The sequence below is a fragment of the Flavobacterium araucananum genome (genome assembly GCF_002222055.1).
In the GTDB taxonomy this organism is placed as follows: Bacteria; Bacteroidota; Bacteroidia; order Flavobacteriales; family Flavobacteriaceae; genus Flavobacterium; species Flavobacterium araucananum.
On record NZ_MUGS01000015.1, the window covers coordinates 124,049 to 141,766 of the forward strand.

General features: G+C 33.7%; 10 protein-coding genes. 3 read left to right on the top strand and 7 right to left on the bottom strand.

The window, feature by feature from the left end; genetic code table 11:
* Positions 1-4 precede the first annotated feature (4 nt).
* The 7 genes from B0A64_RS10600 to gcvT all read right to left on the bottom strand — a co-directional run bounded on the left by B0A64_RS10600 (position 5) and on the right by gcvT (position 14,276).
* Positions 5-1,204 carry a hypothetical protein gene (locus B0A64_RS10600; RefSeq protein ID WP_089479490.1) on the bottom strand — a complete coding sequence of 400 codons (1,200 nt, stop codon included), beginning with the start codon at positions 1,202-1,204 and terminating at the stop codon, positions 5-7.
* Positions 1,205-1,208: 4 nt separating this feature from the next.
* Positions 1,209-2,447 (bottom strand): hypothetical protein, encoded by a 1,239-nt coding sequence (locus tag B0A64_RS10605; RefSeq protein ID WP_123875912.1) that lies wholly within the window; start codon positions 2,445-2,447, stop codon positions 1,209-1,211.
* Between the two features lie 3 nt (positions 2,448-2,450).
* Positions 2,451-4,532, bottom strand: coding sequence for a fibronectin type III domain-containing protein (locus tag B0A64_RS10610; RefSeq protein ID WP_089479492.1), 2,082 nt, complete (start codon positions 4,530-4,532; stop codon positions 2,451-2,453).
* Position 4,533: 1 nt separating this feature from the next.
* The gene (locus B0A64_RS10615; RefSeq protein ID WP_089479493.1) at positions 4,534-9,339 is read right to left on the bottom strand and encodes a hypothetical protein; all 4,806 of its coding nucleotides are present in this window, start codon (positions 9,337-9,339) and stop codon (positions 4,534-4,536) included.
* Positions 9,340-9,683: 344 nt separating this feature from the next.
* The gene (locus B0A64_RS10620; protein ID WP_089479494.1) at positions 9,684-10,397 is read right to left on the bottom strand and encodes a YebC/PmpR family DNA-binding transcriptional regulator; all 714 of its coding nucleotides are present in this window, start codon (positions 10,395-10,397) and stop codon (positions 9,684-9,686) included.
* Between the two features lie 298 nt (positions 10,398-10,695).
* The gene (locus B0A64_RS10625) at positions 10,696-12,726 is read right to left on the bottom strand and encodes a S41 family peptidase (RefSeq protein WP_089479495.1); all 2,031 of its coding nucleotides are present in this window, start codon (positions 12,724-12,726) and stop codon (positions 10,696-10,698) included.
* A gap of 467 nt (positions 12,727-13,193) precedes the next feature.
* Positions 13,194-14,276, bottom strand: a complete 1,083-nt coding sequence (gcvT, locus tag B0A64_RS10630; protein WP_089479496.1) for a glycine cleavage system aminomethyltransferase GcvT — start codon at positions 14,274-14,276, stop codon at positions 13,194-13,196.
* 569 nt (positions 14,277-14,845) lie between these two features.
* Between gcvT and B0A64_RS10635 the strand changes: the two genes are divergently transcribed.
* The 3 genes from B0A64_RS10635 to B0A64_RS10645 all read left to right on the top strand — a co-directional run bounded on the left by B0A64_RS10635 (position 14,846) and on the right by B0A64_RS10645 (position 17,332).
* The gene (locus tag B0A64_RS10635) at positions 14,846-15,700 is read left to right on the top strand and encodes an NAD(P)H-hydrate dehydratase (RefSeq protein WP_089479497.1); all 855 of its coding nucleotides are present in this window, start codon (positions 14,846-14,848) and stop codon (positions 15,698-15,700) included.
* A 476-nt stretch (positions 15,701-16,176) separates the two neighbouring features.
* Positions 16,177-16,959 (top strand): HipA family kinase, encoded by a 783-nt coding sequence (locus B0A64_RS10640; RefSeq protein WP_089479498.1) that lies wholly within the window; start codon positions 16,177-16,179, stop codon positions 16,957-16,959.
* Positions 16,949-17,332: a DUF3037 domain-containing protein gene (locus B0A64_RS10645; RefSeq protein WP_089479499.1), complete on the top strand. Its 384-nt coding sequence runs from the start codon at positions 16,949-16,951 to the stop codon at positions 17,330-17,332. The genes B0A64_RS10640 and B0A64_RS10645 overlap by 11 nt, the downstream gene beginning before the upstream one ends.
* Positions 17,333-17,718 lie beyond the last annotated feature (386 nt).

The window sequence follows — 17,718 nt, forward strand, 5'->3', positions numbered from 1 at the left end:
ATAATTATTTTTCTATGCAATTATTACTATCAACAACTATGACCTTATGATCTCCATCTTTGGATAGTGTTATGGTGTCCGGATTTTTAATAAGTAATTTTTTAGTCTCATTATCCAAAATATAGTAATAAGGAGATGTTCCGCCTTTAACAGTAATTAATACTCCCCCTTTATCTGTACTACATTTAGGCTGTATACCAGTTAAGTTAAAAGTTAATGGTTGTACATCTTCTATTATAAAGGAATCAGTTTTAATAGCACTAGATCCGACTTTATCATTAGTCTCAGTGTTAGTTTGTGCCTGATATTTTATAAAATAAGTACCATGCGCTATGTTATTCCATATATATGTATTGTTTTTAATATCCTTTTTCAATGAAGATGCACTACTCAAAAAGTCGAAATCTTTTAAATCTATGTTGTATTTAAACAGGTTAAAAAGAAACTCTTGGTTGTCTTTAAGTTCTGTTTTAAATTGTAAAGTAGCACTTCCGCTAGATTCATTACTACATTTAACGTTTGTTGTAATTGGTTTTTTATCGACTAATTCTGGGGAACAACCGATAATATCATAAGATCTTGTATTAGTATATTTTGCTTGACTACCTACTCCATAACCAGCATGAAAATAAATCTGAGATTTATTTTCATGACCTCCCAAGTCCTTAATTTTGAATGAAATTGATGTTTGTTCTTGAAATTGAGAAGGGAAATCTGTCCATTCACCATCATTATATTTATATTGCCAGTTCCAACCATTTGTTAGTGTCATTACTTCTTCTGCGCATTTTTGATTTGTGTCTGGTTGCGGTATATAGATACCCATTATTTCTGATGAACCAGTACATCCATTAAACAAGGAATATCGAAAATCATATTTGTTATAGGGTATATTATATGGAGGACTAGGATATTCGCCAACTTTACAATCGTTACCATCTATGCTACTAATATAACTTCCTATGCAATTTATTTCTGTAGGATTGTCATTAATATAGAAAAAGTCATATTCAATTACATCAACTGGACTATTAGTTCCTTTTTGAATAGAATTTTGACCAATCTTGATAATATGCTTTGCTGAATGCCACCCGATCAATTTATCGTAAGGATACAATGTAGATTTTATTAAAATTCCTACTTCTTGTCCGTGAACAATAAAGCTTCCTAAAAAAAGTATAAAAAAGAGTAGTTTTTTTATCATATAATTATTTTTCTATGCACTCCTTACTATCCATTACTATCACTTTATGAACTCCGTCTGTTGATAGTGGTATTGTATCCGGATTATTAATTAATAATTTTTTGCTCTCATTATCCAGAATGTAGTAATAAGGAGATGTTCCACCTGAAGCGCTAATTATTATGGCACCTTTATCAGAACTACATAATGGTTGTACAGCTGTTGCTTTAAAATTTAATTGTTCTCTTGGAAGGATTGTAAAAGACGAAATAAGAGAGACAGAACCAGGTTTGTTATCTTCAAATTGTGTTTGATATTTAAATTGATAATCTCCCGGAGGTATATTTTTCCATTTGAAAGTTGTTGGTGATATTTTTTCAACATCATTATCATTAGAAGTGGTAGAAGTTACGAAGGTACTGCCGACGATATTACGGTTAAAAAGATATTTTTCGTCCGTCTCTATAGGCCTGCTGAAAGTAAATATAACCTCGCCATTGCTATAATTGCAAGTAGTATAATTAGGACTTGATGTATTATCTAAAAGAGGAGAACAAGTTTTGATGTTATATATTGAGATATTTGATACATAATTTTCAATTTTATCCAGTTCCAAATTTTCATAATCCACTACAAATCTAATGAACAAATTTCCCGTGTAATTGACCAAATCTGAGACATCACTTGGGCTAAAACTTAAACCATTTGCATTATACTGTTTATCATATTCAAAATAGTTCCATTCTGTATCATTTTCTTTTTTGTATTGCCAGGAATAACCTTCATTCGAAAGTATCACTTGTTTTTTTATTGAAATAATTTCGCAATTACCAGACTCTCCGTTTGTAGGTAAGTCTAAAAGTAGAAAACGTGTTAATCCATGACAACCACTCATACTAAAACTTTTTGGAGAAACGATTGTTGCTTGATCACCTTGAGAACATTCTGGCCCACCAGTTTGAGTTGGTTGTACCTTATTATAAGAACTGATTGTACAGTTAAGGGGATAGTTTGTTATATCAAACTGCACCAGATCATAAAAAAACAAGACATTATCGCCATTATTTATATCATAACTTTTACCAAAAGAGCTAGTACCAGAACTAGGCGTAACATTTAAAATATAGTAATTTGTTTTTAAGTCCGGTCCATATTTCTTTAACTGAGTTTCAATTAACATTTGACTTTTTTGACAATAAATTATATTCATTGCAAAAAAAACAACTAAAATTAAATAGTGATTCACTCTGGCGATATTCATCATCTTTTAAAATTTTACAGTAAAAAAAACCATTTTAGACATACGTCCATCTTTAAAAACTGCTCTTATACCGTATTTGTATACAGTATTAATAGTAAGTGTTGGATCTGATAGTTTTCTTGATACTCCTTTTACAGTTTGTATTAATTGTAGCGATTCCTGATTTATTGCTTTGTAAATTTCAAAATTATCAACATCACTTTCTTTATAATCCCATGATAATTCTATAGTATTTGTTTTAGTATTTGCTTGAGCATAAAAACCTTTTACAGCCGGCTTCACGCTGTATTTTGGCACAAATAAAGCTACTTCAGGAGATGGATTAGAAGTAAGACCACTTTGATCTTTGGCAAAAATTGCATATCTGTAAGTAGAACCTTCGGTTGTTTTTTTATCTTGATAGGCCTCTAATTTAGTTACATCATTTAAGATTAGTTCCCATTTTTCCTGGTCATTTTCTTTACGATATAATTGGTGAGAAGCTAGATCTTCACTTTGGCTATTAATCCATTCCAGAAATATAGCGCCATCTTTTATCTCATATTTTGTAAAGATTGGAGAAGTAGGAGGAACTACATCTGGTTTTTTTACAATTAGCACTTCCGAAAACGGAGACATATTGTAGTGGTTATCAACAGCAATAATTTTATAATATACTTTACTGTTTAAGCTTTTAAGGATTACTTTATCTTCGTAAGCATTAAGTTCTTGCGGACTAACGGTTACTTGGCTGAATTCTTCTTCGGCAGTATTTCCTTTATAAATACGGTAACCCATTAAGTCCTTTTCTTTATTAATATCCCAGGTTATTTTAACAACTCCCAAACTATCAATAACCCCTTTTAATCCAATAGGTTTAGATGGAGGAATAGAATCAACCGGTTGTACAAGCATAGGAAAAGAAGTTCTGCTATTTCCTTGTTTGCCTACGGCTGTAATGGTAAGATAGTTTGTAGGCGAAAGCTTGTCGTATGTTATAGAACGATTTTTTGCAGGTATGTTTTTAATTACTGTTACATATTTGTCATCATCTTTATCGGAACGGTTCAGTTCGAACCCTAAAATTTCAGTATTTCCTTCTTCGGGAAATTCCCATGTTAAAGTAACAGTTTTATCATCCTTAAAATTTTTAACCGTAAGATGAGGTACAAATTTTAGAATTGATTTGCCTTTGCCACTAATAATTTCCGAGTAGGGACCTAATTCCCCAAACGATGATATTCCTTGAATTCTATAGCTATATTGTTTGTTGTTTGCTATAGAATCTACATAAAAAATTTGGCTGTTATTAGCGTTTGACTGGTTTAAATTTGTATACGGCTTTTCAGTTATTCGTTCAAAATTCTTTTTATCTGTCGACCTTTCTACAAGATAACTTCCATAAGCATGAGATAATGTTTTAAAATTCCAGCTTAACATAGTGCTATTGTCATTAAAATAGGCTCTAAAATCCAGAGGTTTTGGTAATGGCTGATAGTCTTTTAAACCTGTAAAGATTCCGCCGTAGGCAATCTCAATTTCACTATTTGGCACATTAGAAGATATTCTGTAAGCATATTTTTCATTTATTTTGGCAGTCGTATCTTCAAATCCCAAACCCGCTTTTTTTGCAATTTCAAAATCCTTATCCACGGTAAATAAAGCAAACGTAAATCTTTGCTCATTTTCTTCAGAAAGATTCACAATAGTTTCTAATTTATCTGTTCCGCCAACCAAAAACTCTTCGCCATAAATTGCCTGTGCAACAATCGCAGCATTGTCATTATTTTCAATTAATTTCTCCCATGTTTCCACCGGTTCTGGTTTTATAACTTTTGCTAAAACAACTTTTTCAGGAGTGGTTAAGGTTTTATTATCTCTGGTTACCGTATATCGTTCTAATGAATAACCATAAGTATTCAGTTTTTTCCATGCCATAGCACTGGTTACAGCCCATCGTAACAAAATTTTATCTTTTTGTACCCTAGCTATAACCTGTATTTCTGGTTTTACATCGGTTGGTGCAGGATCTACTGCGCTCTTTTTATCTTGCGCAGACATATCACCGATTATAATAAAAGAAAGGATAATTAAAAATTTAAGCTTCATGCTAATTTGTTTTATTGAATGTAAAAATTGAACTGGTTCCTGCCTGTCCACCAGGAAGAGTATAGTTGATCTTAATATTATAAGCTCCGTCTTTTATCATAGGAAAAACTCCATTTATGATATATCTATATTTATCAATCATACTTTGATTCTGACTGTTAAGATATTTATTGACTACTTTATACTGGATTTTTATAAAATCTTGTTTGTAATAAAATGGTTGGTTATAACGATAAGGTAAACGTTCTCTTAAATAAGCACTTTTAGGATTATTGGTTAAATCAGATTGGTACGAGGCAACAAGTTCAACTCCCTTATTAGGAGGATTTCCTAGTATTCTGGTATCTCTGTTTAATGTTAAATCAGCTTCTAATGGATATCCTTTATAAATCAAAGGATATATATCATTTTTAAAATAGTTATCGTCTAAAATTGCTTCAACATTTACCAGCGGAATATTCATTGTTTTTGCATTACCAATTATCTCGATTTCATCAAAAGGTTCGGTTGATACATTTTCAGCATTTAGTGCATGCAAATCTGCGTCAATAATTTCAGTATGTATTCTTCTTGCTTTTTTAGCAATCATTTTTTCCTGAAAACTATTGTATTGGCTTGTGTTAAAATTATATTGAAGTAATTCAATACCTTGACCACCAGTTACTGTTTCGCTTAATTTATTGCTTTTAACTTCAAGCTTCGCATCTAAGCCCAGATCCTGTTTTTCGAAATTTTCAGTTAAGTTTGCATTCGCATCACTTTTAGTTTCAAGCGTCATCAATACAAGATTATACGGTTTTAGTGTTTGTAAAACAGGTAAATCAACATTCACTTTTCTAAGCGTACTATCGTAAGATAAACCGGCTGTAGCAGTTTTATCTCCGGTTGTATAAAATGCTTTTTGCGATTGTCCTGATTTTAAATCAAACAAGTAAGGTTGTCCTTGTTTCAATACAATATAGGCTTGTTTAGACTCATTTTGATATACATATTTTTGATCAAATACCGGATAACAATACGCTATATTGTTAACAGGTATATTGTTTGGAGCAACACCTGTTGTAAAATTTCTGGTTTCGGTTTCTATCGCTATTTGCCCATCATCATATACCGTTTTCCAGTTTCCGTTTACGTACTCAAGAAAACTTACTTTTACGGTCAATGTAATATTCGAATTTGGAGGTAATATATCATGCGATGTAAAACTTACTAAATCTTTGTTTTCATTCCATGAGATTTCTCCAACAATCGGAGTACCCTCTTTTTTAATAGTGTATTCTTCCAGTTTTAACTTATACGTTTTTACGCCATTATCATCTTCAATAGTAAAGTTTTTTTCTATAGGCATATTAAATCCAACTTGAGGTAATGTAAAAACGCTTGCATCTTTTGTACCATCCGCCGGAGTTATATCTGCTATTGTTTTTAGACCGCCCAGTGGCGTATCATTAACGAATTCGCATTGTTTACCAAATTCTAATTTAAATCTAAAACTACCTTTAACAGCACCTCCCAGTAAATTAAAGTAACCGCCTAAATATCCTCTAATCCATACCGGATTAGGTAATTTGGCTTGCAAGAGTACGGCTCCTCCACCTTTTATAATGGTGATTTTCTTTTTTATCATAAAGAGTTTAATCTTTATACCTAATTCCCCTTGCAGATAAGCATAAGATTGACCATTAGCATACCAGCCATCTATACCAATTTGTCCGGACCCTTTACATTGTGCTTCGCCATAATCTTTTACCATAATATCAAATCCAAATCCTGCTTGAAAATTTGCATAGAAAATAAGAAAAGTCAGATCTCCTGTTTTTATACTAAAATTAGATCCAAAGGCAAAACCTTTACCTGAAGCAACACTATTTTCATCCCTCATGTAATTTAGTGACTGAACATCCAAGCCTAAAATTTGCGCTACAATATCCGGGGGCGGAGGACTTCCGGGAATATCATCCCCAATCATAAAATAACCTCCGGCTTCGACTTCTACAGAGCCTATAGCCATTTTAAGACCTAATCGATCTGTAGGAGTCCCCATATGAATATACCATTTGTCCGGAGCAAAATGGAGCACTGCCCATCCAGCCCTGTTTTTAGACGATATACCTTTTATGATACCACCGGCAACATCTACATACAGATCAAATGATCCGTGCAGGGTTTTTGTTGTAAAATCATATTCTATTGCAGCATAGGCATTAAGTCCTGCCTGGCCGGAAACCCGATCTGGATAGACTTCTTTTGATGCTTCAATTAAATTACTTTCTTTTAAGCTGTCTAAAGTTTCTTTAGGATACGTACTTTCTTTTAAACTTACCTGTTGAAGATCTTTTTTCAAAGAACTTAAAGGAGCCTTGAAACCAAACTCTTGCATAACATGGCCTTCACCGTAGATACTGATTCTATTTATACCTCCGTGATCATTAAATGCAATTTCAAAACCTGCACCTCCCCAAAATGCATTAGGGCTTGCAGCATTGGCAAAATGAATCATAGCTTTTATTCCTAATGAAGATGCCTCGTCTGGAACATATTGAACACCGGATGCTGTAAAAGTAGAACTGAAACCTTGTTTCTTCATATTATAATACGCACCTCCACCAAAACCTTTGATGACAAATGCACTGCAGGGAATATTTAAACCATCAACCATGGCATCTACATACCAATACCTGAAAGTTGTCATTTTGCCAAAAATGGCATTGGCTTCTACAATTATTCCACCTTTAAATTCGGCTTTCAAATTTCCTTTAAAACCCTTGCCATAAACAGGATCATTATCCATTATGGTAATGCTTCCTTCAAATTTGGCACCACCAATATCTGCTGCAAGGTCTATCCTTTGAAATTTTACGTAATCAAACTTCCATTTTTTGATCCCGGTTTTTTCGTTAAATCTTCCAACAAGATCAAATTTTGTCCTTCCGTTAAATTGATTTTCCATTAAATTAATGGACAAATCAACTCTTAAAGCTGCAGAATTATCATCTGCAATTAATGCAATTTCATGAATTGTAATTGGGAAATTTGCAACTTTTGATGATTTAGGACCTTCATCAAAATTGTTTTTGTAACCAAAATAATCCGCTTTAATAATTGGAGTTACAGTTTGTAGTTGTAAATTTTGAAATATGATTCCGTCAAACAGCACTGTTTTTTTTGTATCATCAGTCTCCGTTTTTGACGTTTCTTTAGGATCGGTCGTGACATTTTTTATGTCATAAAGTGCACCAGAGCTGGCACCATTTTCATACATGTAGGTTGTTACCGGAGCTTTGGGATCTTTTACTTTTTCTGTATCAGCTTCACTTGTTTCTGAAAGACCAACAGCTATCGTAAGATTTCCATTTAATAATGCCCTTGGTAAAAACTTTCCGTTTTTTACCTTTAATTCAATATAAGAACCCTTTTCTATATTTGCAGTAGCTTTGAATACATTAAAACAGAGATCTTTATTTACATCGGCTCTTAATAGATATTCATGATCTATAGGATTTATGCTGGCAGTATAAGCAAGTTCACTCCCGGCGCCTTCTTTGCATCTTTTTTCCGGATTAGACATTGGTAATACAATAGCTCCCCCAAAACCACCAGAAACCAATGCATTTGCTTTAAAACCTAAATTAATACTATTAACAGAGAAGGACCATCCGCTAGCAGAACCTTCGCCAAGATCTAAGATATTATTTCCTGTAAAAGTGCCCGAAACTCCCATTCCGTCAATTAGTAAATCCTTGGCAGAAAAAGAGATTCTTTTACTACTTCCCGCTATTTGAAATTCTTCAGGTAAGGTTATATCGACCGCACTTGCATACAAACCCCTCCATAATAGCTCGTTGCCCGGAACCAAATAATCAGTTTGATAATTTGGAGGCCAATTTATTTTGTCTGGATTTCGAATATCGCTTAAATCTATTTTAGCCTTCTTAATTTCAAAGATTAATCCGTTAAATGTGCTGATCTGAAATTTAGGTAAAGAAAGCTCTATAAGAATGTCATTCCAGTTAGAAGCGCTGGTTTGAAAAGTACCTATTACAGATTTATCAGGGATTACATTATTATCTGCATCTACGGGTTTTATGATTTTTTGTGAAAATTGGACATCTGCAGTTATTCCCAATTCTTTAAATCCACTACAATCAATTTTTACGTAAGTTTTGTTTTCAATTTTTCCAGTGGCCATATCCATTCCACCTTTTAAAACCAATAAAGCTTGATTTCCTAATATTTTAAGCGGAACATCACCTAACAAAACTAAATTGGTATCACCAATTAAGCCGCCTTTATGCGAAAGTTTGATATTATTTGCGCCAAAAAAGAGTTGTTCTTGCTTTCCTGCGGCATCTATTTGAGGCAAAATGATCCTAACAAAGGCCGTTAGTTCAGTATATTCAGGGGTAAACTTTGCATTACTGATACCCAACATATATTGTATACCATTAACAGTTTTTTTTATTCCAATAGGAAGGCTTGCAAGATTTTTAGGCTCTAAAAAGTCTATAATGTTGTTATTAAGGTCAATTGCCTTAAAAAGTTCCAGTGCTTTGTTTAGATTTTTGTTTGTTGGATCTGCAACAGGAAAGTTTTTCTTAATATAAGATTCCGTAAATTGATTTTCGTCACTTTTAGGATCATAAGAAAAGGCACCTAATCCTTTTTGAGAACCTATATTTAGTATGGGATTGTTTTTTTTACCATTACTAATGGTATCTCTATAAGTAGAAGAAAAACTATTGAAACTTATAAGGAATAAAACTGAACTGAATAGGAAAGAGGGAAATTTTGGAGTAATTTTTTTCAATTTTATAGCAGGTTTTATTTGGTAAAAAGCAATGTATTAACAACACAACTCGATAGAAATATATAAGCTGAGTATCCTCAAATAGATATTATTCCTAATAGGAAAAGAGTTGTTCTAAAAATGTTTAATAACTTTCCAGAACTATCATTTGCTATAAGAAAATACTTAAATATGTATTCTTAAAATGAATACATATTTACTGTAGACACTTCTTAAGAGCTGTTTTTGTTAATTTTTTTCCAAACATAAACATTCTATATTTTCTTTCTTTACGGCTTTCCTCATTATGGCAAAAAAAAAACTCCGGATTTCTCTGGAGTTTAATTTATAGTATAAAAAAAATATTATGCTTCCTGCATGGTATGATAAACGTTCATAACGTCATCATCTTCTTCAATTTTTTCGATTAGTTTTTCAACGTCTGCAATTTGAGTTTCTGTAAGTTCTTTGGTAATTTGCGGGATACGCTCAAAACCTGAAGATAAAATTTCAAGACCTCTGTTTTCTAATTCTTTTTGCAAAGCACCAAAGCTTCCAAAAGGAGCATAGATTAAGATTCCGTCTTCGTCTTCAAAAACTTCTTCGGCACCAAAATCAATCAGTTCAAGTTCTAATTCTTCCGGATCAAGATTTCCTTTTGCAATTCTAAAATTACAAGTATGGTCAAACATAAACTCAACAGAACCCTGAGTTCCCATTGTACCGTTGCATTTATTAAAGTAGCTGCGAATATTTGCTACAGTTCTATTATTGTTGTCAGATGCTGTTTCGATCAAAATAGCAATTCCGTGAGGAGCATAACCTTCAAACAAAATCTCTTTATAATTGGCAGTATCTTTATTACTTGCATTTTTTATCGCGCGCTCGACATTGTCCTTAGGCATGTTGGCGGCTTTTGCATTCTGTATTACAGCTCTTAATCTAGAATTGGCATCTGGGTTAGGACCACCTTCTTTAACGGCCATAACGATATCTTTACCAATTCGGGTAAATGTTTTAGCCATTGCTGACCAACGTTTCATTTTTCTTCCTTTTCTAAATTCGAACGCTCTTCCCATTACTATTTTTTATTTTGAGATGCAAAAATACGGTTATTCCTTATTTTTGCAAAATCAATTGGATTCTTTTTTAAATTATGTTACAAGGTCTGGTTTTATTATAAAGGTTTTTAAATTTTAGCCCAGACTGCGCTAAGTTTTTTAAAAAGTTCGCAAAGATTTTATTTAAAGTTTGTTTTAGAAAGTTCGCAAAGTTTCACCCCAAAATATCTTTTTCAAAATTGAAAATTTTGATAAAATCTAAAATCTAAAATCTAAAATCTAAAATCTAAAATCTAAAATCTAAAATCTAAAATCATTACTTCATTGCATTGAACTCGTTGATAACATTTACGGCTTCATTCAGGTATGGATTTGTTTTTAGATTGTCGATCTGGTATTGGTTTATTGTTTTGTCATTAGGATAAACACCCAATAAAAACTGATTTACAGTAGAATTATAGACATCCAGCGGATTATTTTCATCATTAAAAGTATTGATCTCTGTCCATAGAGAATTTACTATTTTTTTCTGTTTAAAAATAGCCTCCAAAGTCATCGGAATCTCCGCTTTTGGTGTGTTTACAATTTGGTCAATTTTTAAATTTATCTTTTTAATATTATTAAAAAAGTAATTGTCAGACAATCTTGTGGAGCTATTTTTAGCCAGTTTATCGATTAGACTTCTTTTTACGTAAGGCTTATATTTTAGTGCCACTTTGATACTGTCGTTTTTTATGGCAGTAGGAAAATCACTTTCTTTTTGATACACACTCTCATAAAATTCAGGAAGAATTACATCTGGTTTTACACCAATATATTGGTGACTTTTGCCGGTAACCCTGTAAAATTTATTGATACTTATTTTTAGAAAATCAGTATTCTTGCTTTCGTCAAGCGAAAGAATAGTTTGCATGGTAGCCTTGCCCAGTGTATTGCTGCCCAATAATAAAGCACGATTGTAATCTTGCAGGATAGAGGCAAAAAACTCACTTGCAGATGCTGTGTTGCTATTGACCAAAATCACGATTGGACCTTTGTAAATTAAACCTTTGTAAGGATCATTGATCACTGATTCGCCATCTTTATTGTCCACCACAATCGATAATGGCCCGTAATCAATAAACATTCCGGCTAGTTTTATGGCTTCTTCCATAGATCCGCCGCCGTTGTCAATCAAATCAATTACCAAACCTTTTATATTATCTCTTTCGAGTTTTATTACTTCTCTCGCCACATCATCAGCACAACCTTTGCGGCTATTACCGTCTAAGTCAGCATAAAAACTGGGGATTTTAATATATCCAATTTTACTGTCTTTACCAATAATAAAACTAAAAACAGAATTTTCTTCATCTTTCATAACCTGCTTTTCGATGTAGACGTCAAAGCTTTTACCGGAATTTCGTTTTAGCGTAAGCGTTATGCTTTTGTTTGATTCAGATAAAATCATCGTCGAAATAGATTCCAGCGAAGCACACGAAACCTGCAAAGTCTCTTTTTGGTTGGATATAGAAACAATCTGATCCCCTTTTTTTAGCAATCCTGTTTGATATGCCGGACCATTAGGATCAATTTCTGCAATGATGATTTCATTTTTTTCATTCAAATTCACCGTCATTCCCAGCGATAAATGCTCTTTTGATAGCGAAGCGACAAAACTCGTTTTAGAGTCATCGCTAAAATAGGCGGTATGAGGATCAAAATAAGTACAGAAGAAATTGTATAGTTTTTCTTCCTGTTTTAGATTCGTTTCTAAAAGTGTATTGATACGGCAAATTTCATTTGATATAATCCTGTTTTTCGACTTTAATTCAATAGACTTAAAATTGGCTGTAATCGAATCTAGATTATCGCTGGTTTCGGCTATTTCGTCCAGAATTTGATAACGAAGTTTTTTAATCCAGACTTTCTCCAAATCTTCTTTTTTGAGATAAAACGGAAAAGATTTTTTATAAAATCGGATCGTATCTTTTTTGTTGTAATCAATAGGTTCCTTTTGTATTTTCTCGATCACAGCTTTGGTTCTTAAAAGGCCCTCTTTATATTTTGCAGTAATATCATCCAGAAAGCTACATTGATTACTCAGGATCAAATCATCTAAATTCGTACGGTACTTATCTGCCAATTCATCATATTCTGTTTTATAAAATATATTTCTTGACGGATCCAGTTCATTGATTAAATTATCAAAAACAAAAATCGACAAACTATCATCTACCGGTTTTGGTCTGATGTGTTCTGCCTGAATAAGTGCATTTATTTTGTTTAGTATTTCACAAGTGCTGTCACTATTTTGACTAAACAGAACATTTGTTGTTAATACCAGTAGTAATATTATTTTTTTCATAAATCGAAAATCTTCGTTTAGATTAAAATTACACTTTATTTTTTGATAAAAAGTTACAATTTCTCTAAAATTTCTTACATGAGGACGATTTATTTTGATAAAACTTTCGCCACGAATTCACGAATTTTTTCTTTATGCTTTTTATAATAATTCGTGAATTGCTTCGCCTGTTCACTATCGCTCAATGTCATTAAGTTAAGGGGAAATCTATAAAATTACTTAACAGTTTAATCAAAAAAGTAATTAGAAAAATCCGTTTTTATCAGCGTTTTCGCTTTAGCGAATCAGTAAAATCAGCGTCTAATTTTGATGCGGATAAAACAGATTTACTTCGTAAAGACGCAGATAAAAACGGATTTTATTTTTTTAAAGCTTAACTTAATGACATTGCGCTATCTCGGGTCGTGGCAAAAAAAATGCATTGCTTAAATAGCAATGCATTTTCAAAATTTTTATGTTCTAAAAAACTATTTCTTGAAAAAAGGTAATTTTACCACTTTTGCAGGAACATCATTTTTTCTGATTCTAATAAAAATAGCACTATCAACAGTACTATTATTTACCGTAACATATCCCAGACCAATCCCTTTGTTCATAGATGGCGACATTGTTCCGGATGTTACCACACCAATTACAGCACCAGTTGCATCAACAATTTCATAATCATGTCTTGGTACAGCACGTTCCTGCATTTCAAAAGCTACTAATTTTTTGGTAACACCAGCTTCTTTTTGTTTTTTCAAACTTTCAGAATTGGTAAAATCTTTAGTAAATTTAGTAATCCAGCCTAATCCAGCTTCTAGCGGAGAAGTAGTATCGTTGATATCGTTTCCGTACAAACAAAATCCCATTTCCAGACGCAAAGTATCACGGGCAGCCAATCCAATTGGTTTGATTCCAAAAGCTGCACCAGCTTCAAAAACTTTGTTCCAAACTTGTTCAACCTCAGAATTTTTACAATAAATTTCAAATCCTCCAGAACCTGTGTATCCTGTAGCAGAGATAATTACGTTGTCGATTCCGGCAAAATCTGCTACTTCAAAATGATAATAAGGTATTGCAGCTAAATCGATAGAAGACAAAGCCTGCATCGCCTCAACCGCTTTTGGTCCCTGGATTGCCAGTAAAGAATAATCATCAGACAAGTTTTTCATTTCGACACCCAAATCATTGTGAGATGAAATCCAGTTCCAGTCTTTTTCTATATTCGAAGCATTTACAACCAGTAAATACTGCTCTTCTTTCATTTTATAAACAATCAAATCATCTACGATTCCGCCTTCATTATTTGGCAAACAAGAGTATTGAGCTCTTCCAATTGTCAAAGTCGACGCATCGTTCGAAGTCACTTTTTGTATCAAAGCCAAAGCATTTGGACCTGTCAACAAAAATTCACCCATGTGCGAAACGTCAAAAACGCCCACACTAGTACGAACTGTTTCATGTTCAGCGTTGATTCCTTCATAAGTAATAGGCATATTATAACCTGCAAAAGGTAGCATTTTCGCTCCCAAACTCTCATGTATGTGCGTAAGCGCAGTATTTTTCATTGTGTTGTTTTATAAAATTGTGTCGCAAATTTATTCAAAAAATATCTAAAAATAGCAGTCTAAATTATAAATTTCGCAATGTTTAGGAGCTATTTCCTGCTATCCGCTATATCTTTTATATTTTAAAGAAAAATATAAAAGGATATCGCTCCTATCAGGGCTAGGAATTAACGGTAACAAGAAACACTTTCTTCTTCAAATTTTTATGTAACTTTAATCATCTAATTTAATCCATTGGTGTAAGCGTAAGAAATTAATTAAACACATAGAAACATAGCTTTTATGATTTTGAAAAAGTAAATTGAAAAGAAACTCGTTTCTCACACATAGCTATGTGCGTTAATGCAAGTAAAACGCCTTTTATGAGTTCAATCATGCTAATGTTTCTATGTGTTCAAAAAATATACGCAACGTGTTATTTATTTAATTAAGAAAGAGCATACAGCATCCAGGTAAAAGATCTGTTTTTATCCGCGTTTTACGAAGTAAATCCGTTTCATCAGCGTTCTAATACCTCAACCTAAATCCGTAAGTGATTAAAAAATAATGATTACAATAAATAAACCAAAATGAAAGATCCGCTTTTAATCACAAAACAAGAAATTCTAAAATTCTACAAACCTGTAAATCCTCATACACACAAAGGACTTCAGGGACATGCTGTGATTATTGCCGGAAGTTATGGCAAAATAGGAGCAGCAGTTCTTGCTTCAAAATCCTGTCTAAAATCGGGCTGCGGACTCGTAACAACTTATACGCCAAAATGTGGTTATCAGATTCTTCAAATCTCGATTCCCGAAGTTATGGTAGTGACCGATGAAAATGCTAATTTCATAACCAATATTCATATCCCAATAAGCGCGCAGGCAATTGCAATTGGTCCCGGAATAGGGCAGGAGTTAGGCACACAAAAAGCATTATTCGAATTTTTAAGAATCAATACAGCACCTTTGGTTATAGATGCCGATGCGTTGAATATTTTATCACAAAATCAATCCTGGTTAGAGCTGGTTCCTGAAAACACCATTTTGACACCACATCCCAAAGAACTCGAACGCCTGATAGGAAAATGGAATTCAGAGTCTGAAAAGTTTCAAAAAACAATCGCTTTTTCAGAAAAATATAAAGTAATTGTTGTCATGAAAGGGGCACCAACCCACATCATCATTAAAACCGATATCTACGAAAATACTACCGGAAATGCCGCACTAGCCACCGCAGGAAGTGGCGATACCCTAACCGGAATTATCACCAGTTTACTCGCACAAGGGTATGAACCTAAATATGCCGCAAAACTAGGTGTATTTCTCCACGGCTTAACCGCAGATATTGCCTTGCCACAAACAGGTTATCAGGCGTTTATAGCATCAGATATTATAGAGAATCTGGGTAAAGCTTTTTTGGAGATCGAGAAAGTTTCTTGAGTTTCAAGTTTCAGGTTTCAGGTTTCAAGTTTTGTCGGATCGTAGTTTAACCGCAAAGAGCGCAATCCCGATAGCTATCGGGATACGCAAAGATTCGCAAAGTTTTTTTGTTGTATTCAGCTTGTCAGGCTGAGCGAAGTCGAAGCCCACGTTCCAATTGGTACGCCCTTCGACTTCGCTCAGGGTGACAAAATGAAGATAGTTGGAATTTGAAATTTTTCAATTAAATTTTTTTACTATAAACCTTCGGCTAAAATATCACAGATAAGAATTAAAAATCTGTGTAAATCCGCGCTTTCGCTTTAGCGAATCTGTTTCATCCGCGTACTTAAAAATAACAGCTTAAAAATCATTCCCAGCGTTTTTTGCGGTTTAAGAAAAATCTAAAATCTAAAATCTACAATCAGAAATCTACAATCTAAACTCTACAATCAGAAATCTAAATTCGTAAGTTTGTATTCCAGTAAATACTGCTTATGAAAAACAATTTCGATCTCAGAACGGTAAACGTTACACGTTATATTACACCTTTGCGCGAAGGCGGTTCTTTGCCCGCTTTGGCAGAAGCCGATGACGATTTTAAATACGTCCTAAAATTTAAAGGTGCCGGTCATGGTATAAAAGCTCTGATTGCCGAATTGGTTGGCGGACAAATTGCAAAAGCTTTAAAACTTCAACTGCCGGAATTGGTTTTTGCCCATCTCGACGAAGCATTTGGACGAAGCGAAGGCGACGAAGAAATTCAGGATTTACTACAAGGAAGTCAGGGATTAAATTTGGCACTTCATTTTTTGTCAGGTGCCATAACCTTTGATCCTGTTGTAACAACCGTTGATCCCAAACTAGCTTCGCAAATAGTCTGGCTGGATGCTTATATTACCAATGTCGACCGTACCTTTAGAAACACCAATATGCTGATCTGGCATAAAGAATTATGGCTTATAGATCATGGAGCATGTTTGTATTTTCACCATTCCTGGAACAATTGGGAGCAACACGCCAAGAGTCCGTTTGCCTTAATAAAAGACCACGTTTTATTGCCGCAAGCTTCCCTTTTAAAAGAGGTTGATGCTGAATATAAAACACTTCTAACACCAGAAATTCTAAAAGAAATTGTAAACACAATTCCAGAAGAATGGCTGCAATGGGAAGATAGCGATGAAACGCCGGAAGCTTTGCGAAATGTTTACCTACAGTTTTTGCAAACAAGACTAAACAATTCAGAAATCTTTGTAAACCAAGCGCAAAATGCAAGATAGTCACCTATATGAGTATGCCGTAATTCGCGTGGTACCAAGAGTAGAACGCGAAGAATTCCTGAATATCGGAATCATTTTATTTTGCAAAAAAGCCAAATTTATAAAAGTATTGCACCACATAAACGATGCAAAAGTCGAAGCATTGTCAAACGATTTTGATATCGAACAATTGCATTGCAATATTACTGCATTAGAAAAAATTGTTAACGGAGCCAAAGATGGCGGTCCAATTGGCCAAATGGAGATTCCGGAACGCTTTCGCTGGTTAACAGCCATTCGGAGTTCAGCAATTCAGACTTCCAGACCACATTCAGGATTATGTCAGGATTTAGATAAAACGATTCAACGATTGTTTGAGGAATTAGTTCTTTAAAAGAGGTTCAAAGGTTTTTTTTTAAAGGTTCAAAGGTCCAGAGAGGCAAAGGTTCAGAGGTTTCTCTGTAGAGACGTACTGCAATGCATCTAAATCTTCACAGGTTTTTTTTTAAGGTTCAAAGGTGCAGAGAGGCAAAGGTTCAGAGGTTTCTCTGTAGAGACGTACTGCAATGCGTCTAAATCTTCACAGGTTTTTTTTAAGGTTCAAAGGTACAGAGTAACAAAGGTTCAGAGGTTTTTCTGTAGAGACGTACTGCAGTGCGTCTAACATTTCATATTTAAAAAATCTCGCAAAGGCGCAAAGAATGTCAAAAACTTTGCGCCTTTGCGAGATTATAAAGGCATACTATAAAAAAATTAGCGTCTTTGTGTCTTTGCGGCAAA

Bases quoted from the DNA above. Each gene is read 5' to 3' on its own strand.
- B0A64_RS10600 (WP_089479490.1), bottom strand. From the start codon at position 1,204: ATGATAAAAAAACTACTCTTTTTTATACTTTTTTTAGGAAGCTTTATT.
- B0A64_RS10605 (WP_123875912.1), bottom strand. From the start codon at position 2,447: ATGATGAATATCGCCAGAGTGAATCACTATTTAATTTTAGTTGTTTTT.
- B0A64_RS10610 (WP_089479492.1), bottom strand. From the start codon at position 4,532: ATGAAGCTTAAATTTTTAATTATCCTTTCTTTTATTATAATCGGTGAT.
- B0A64_RS10620 (WP_089479494.1), bottom strand. From the start codon at position 10,397: ATGGGAAGAGCGTTCGAATTTAGAAAAGGAAGAAAAATGAAACGTTGG.
- B0A64_RS10625 (WP_089479495.1), bottom strand. From the start codon at position 12,726: ATGAAAAAAATAATATTACTACTGGTATTAACAACAAATGTTCTGTTT.
- gcvT (WP_089479496.1), bottom strand. From the start codon at position 14,276: ATGAAAAATACTGCGCTTACGCACATACATGAGAGTTTGGGAGCGAAA.
- B0A64_RS10635 (WP_089479497.1), top strand. From the start codon at position 14,846: ATGAAAGATCCGCTTTTAATCACAAAACAAGAAATTCTAAAATTCTAC.
- B0A64_RS10640 (WP_089479498.1), top strand. From the start codon at position 16,177: ATGAAAAACAATTTCGATCTCAGAACGGTAAACGTTACACGTTATATT.
- B0A64_RS10645 (WP_089479499.1), top strand. From the start codon at position 16,949: ATGCAAGATAGTCACCTATATGAGTATGCCGTAATTCGCGTGGTACCA.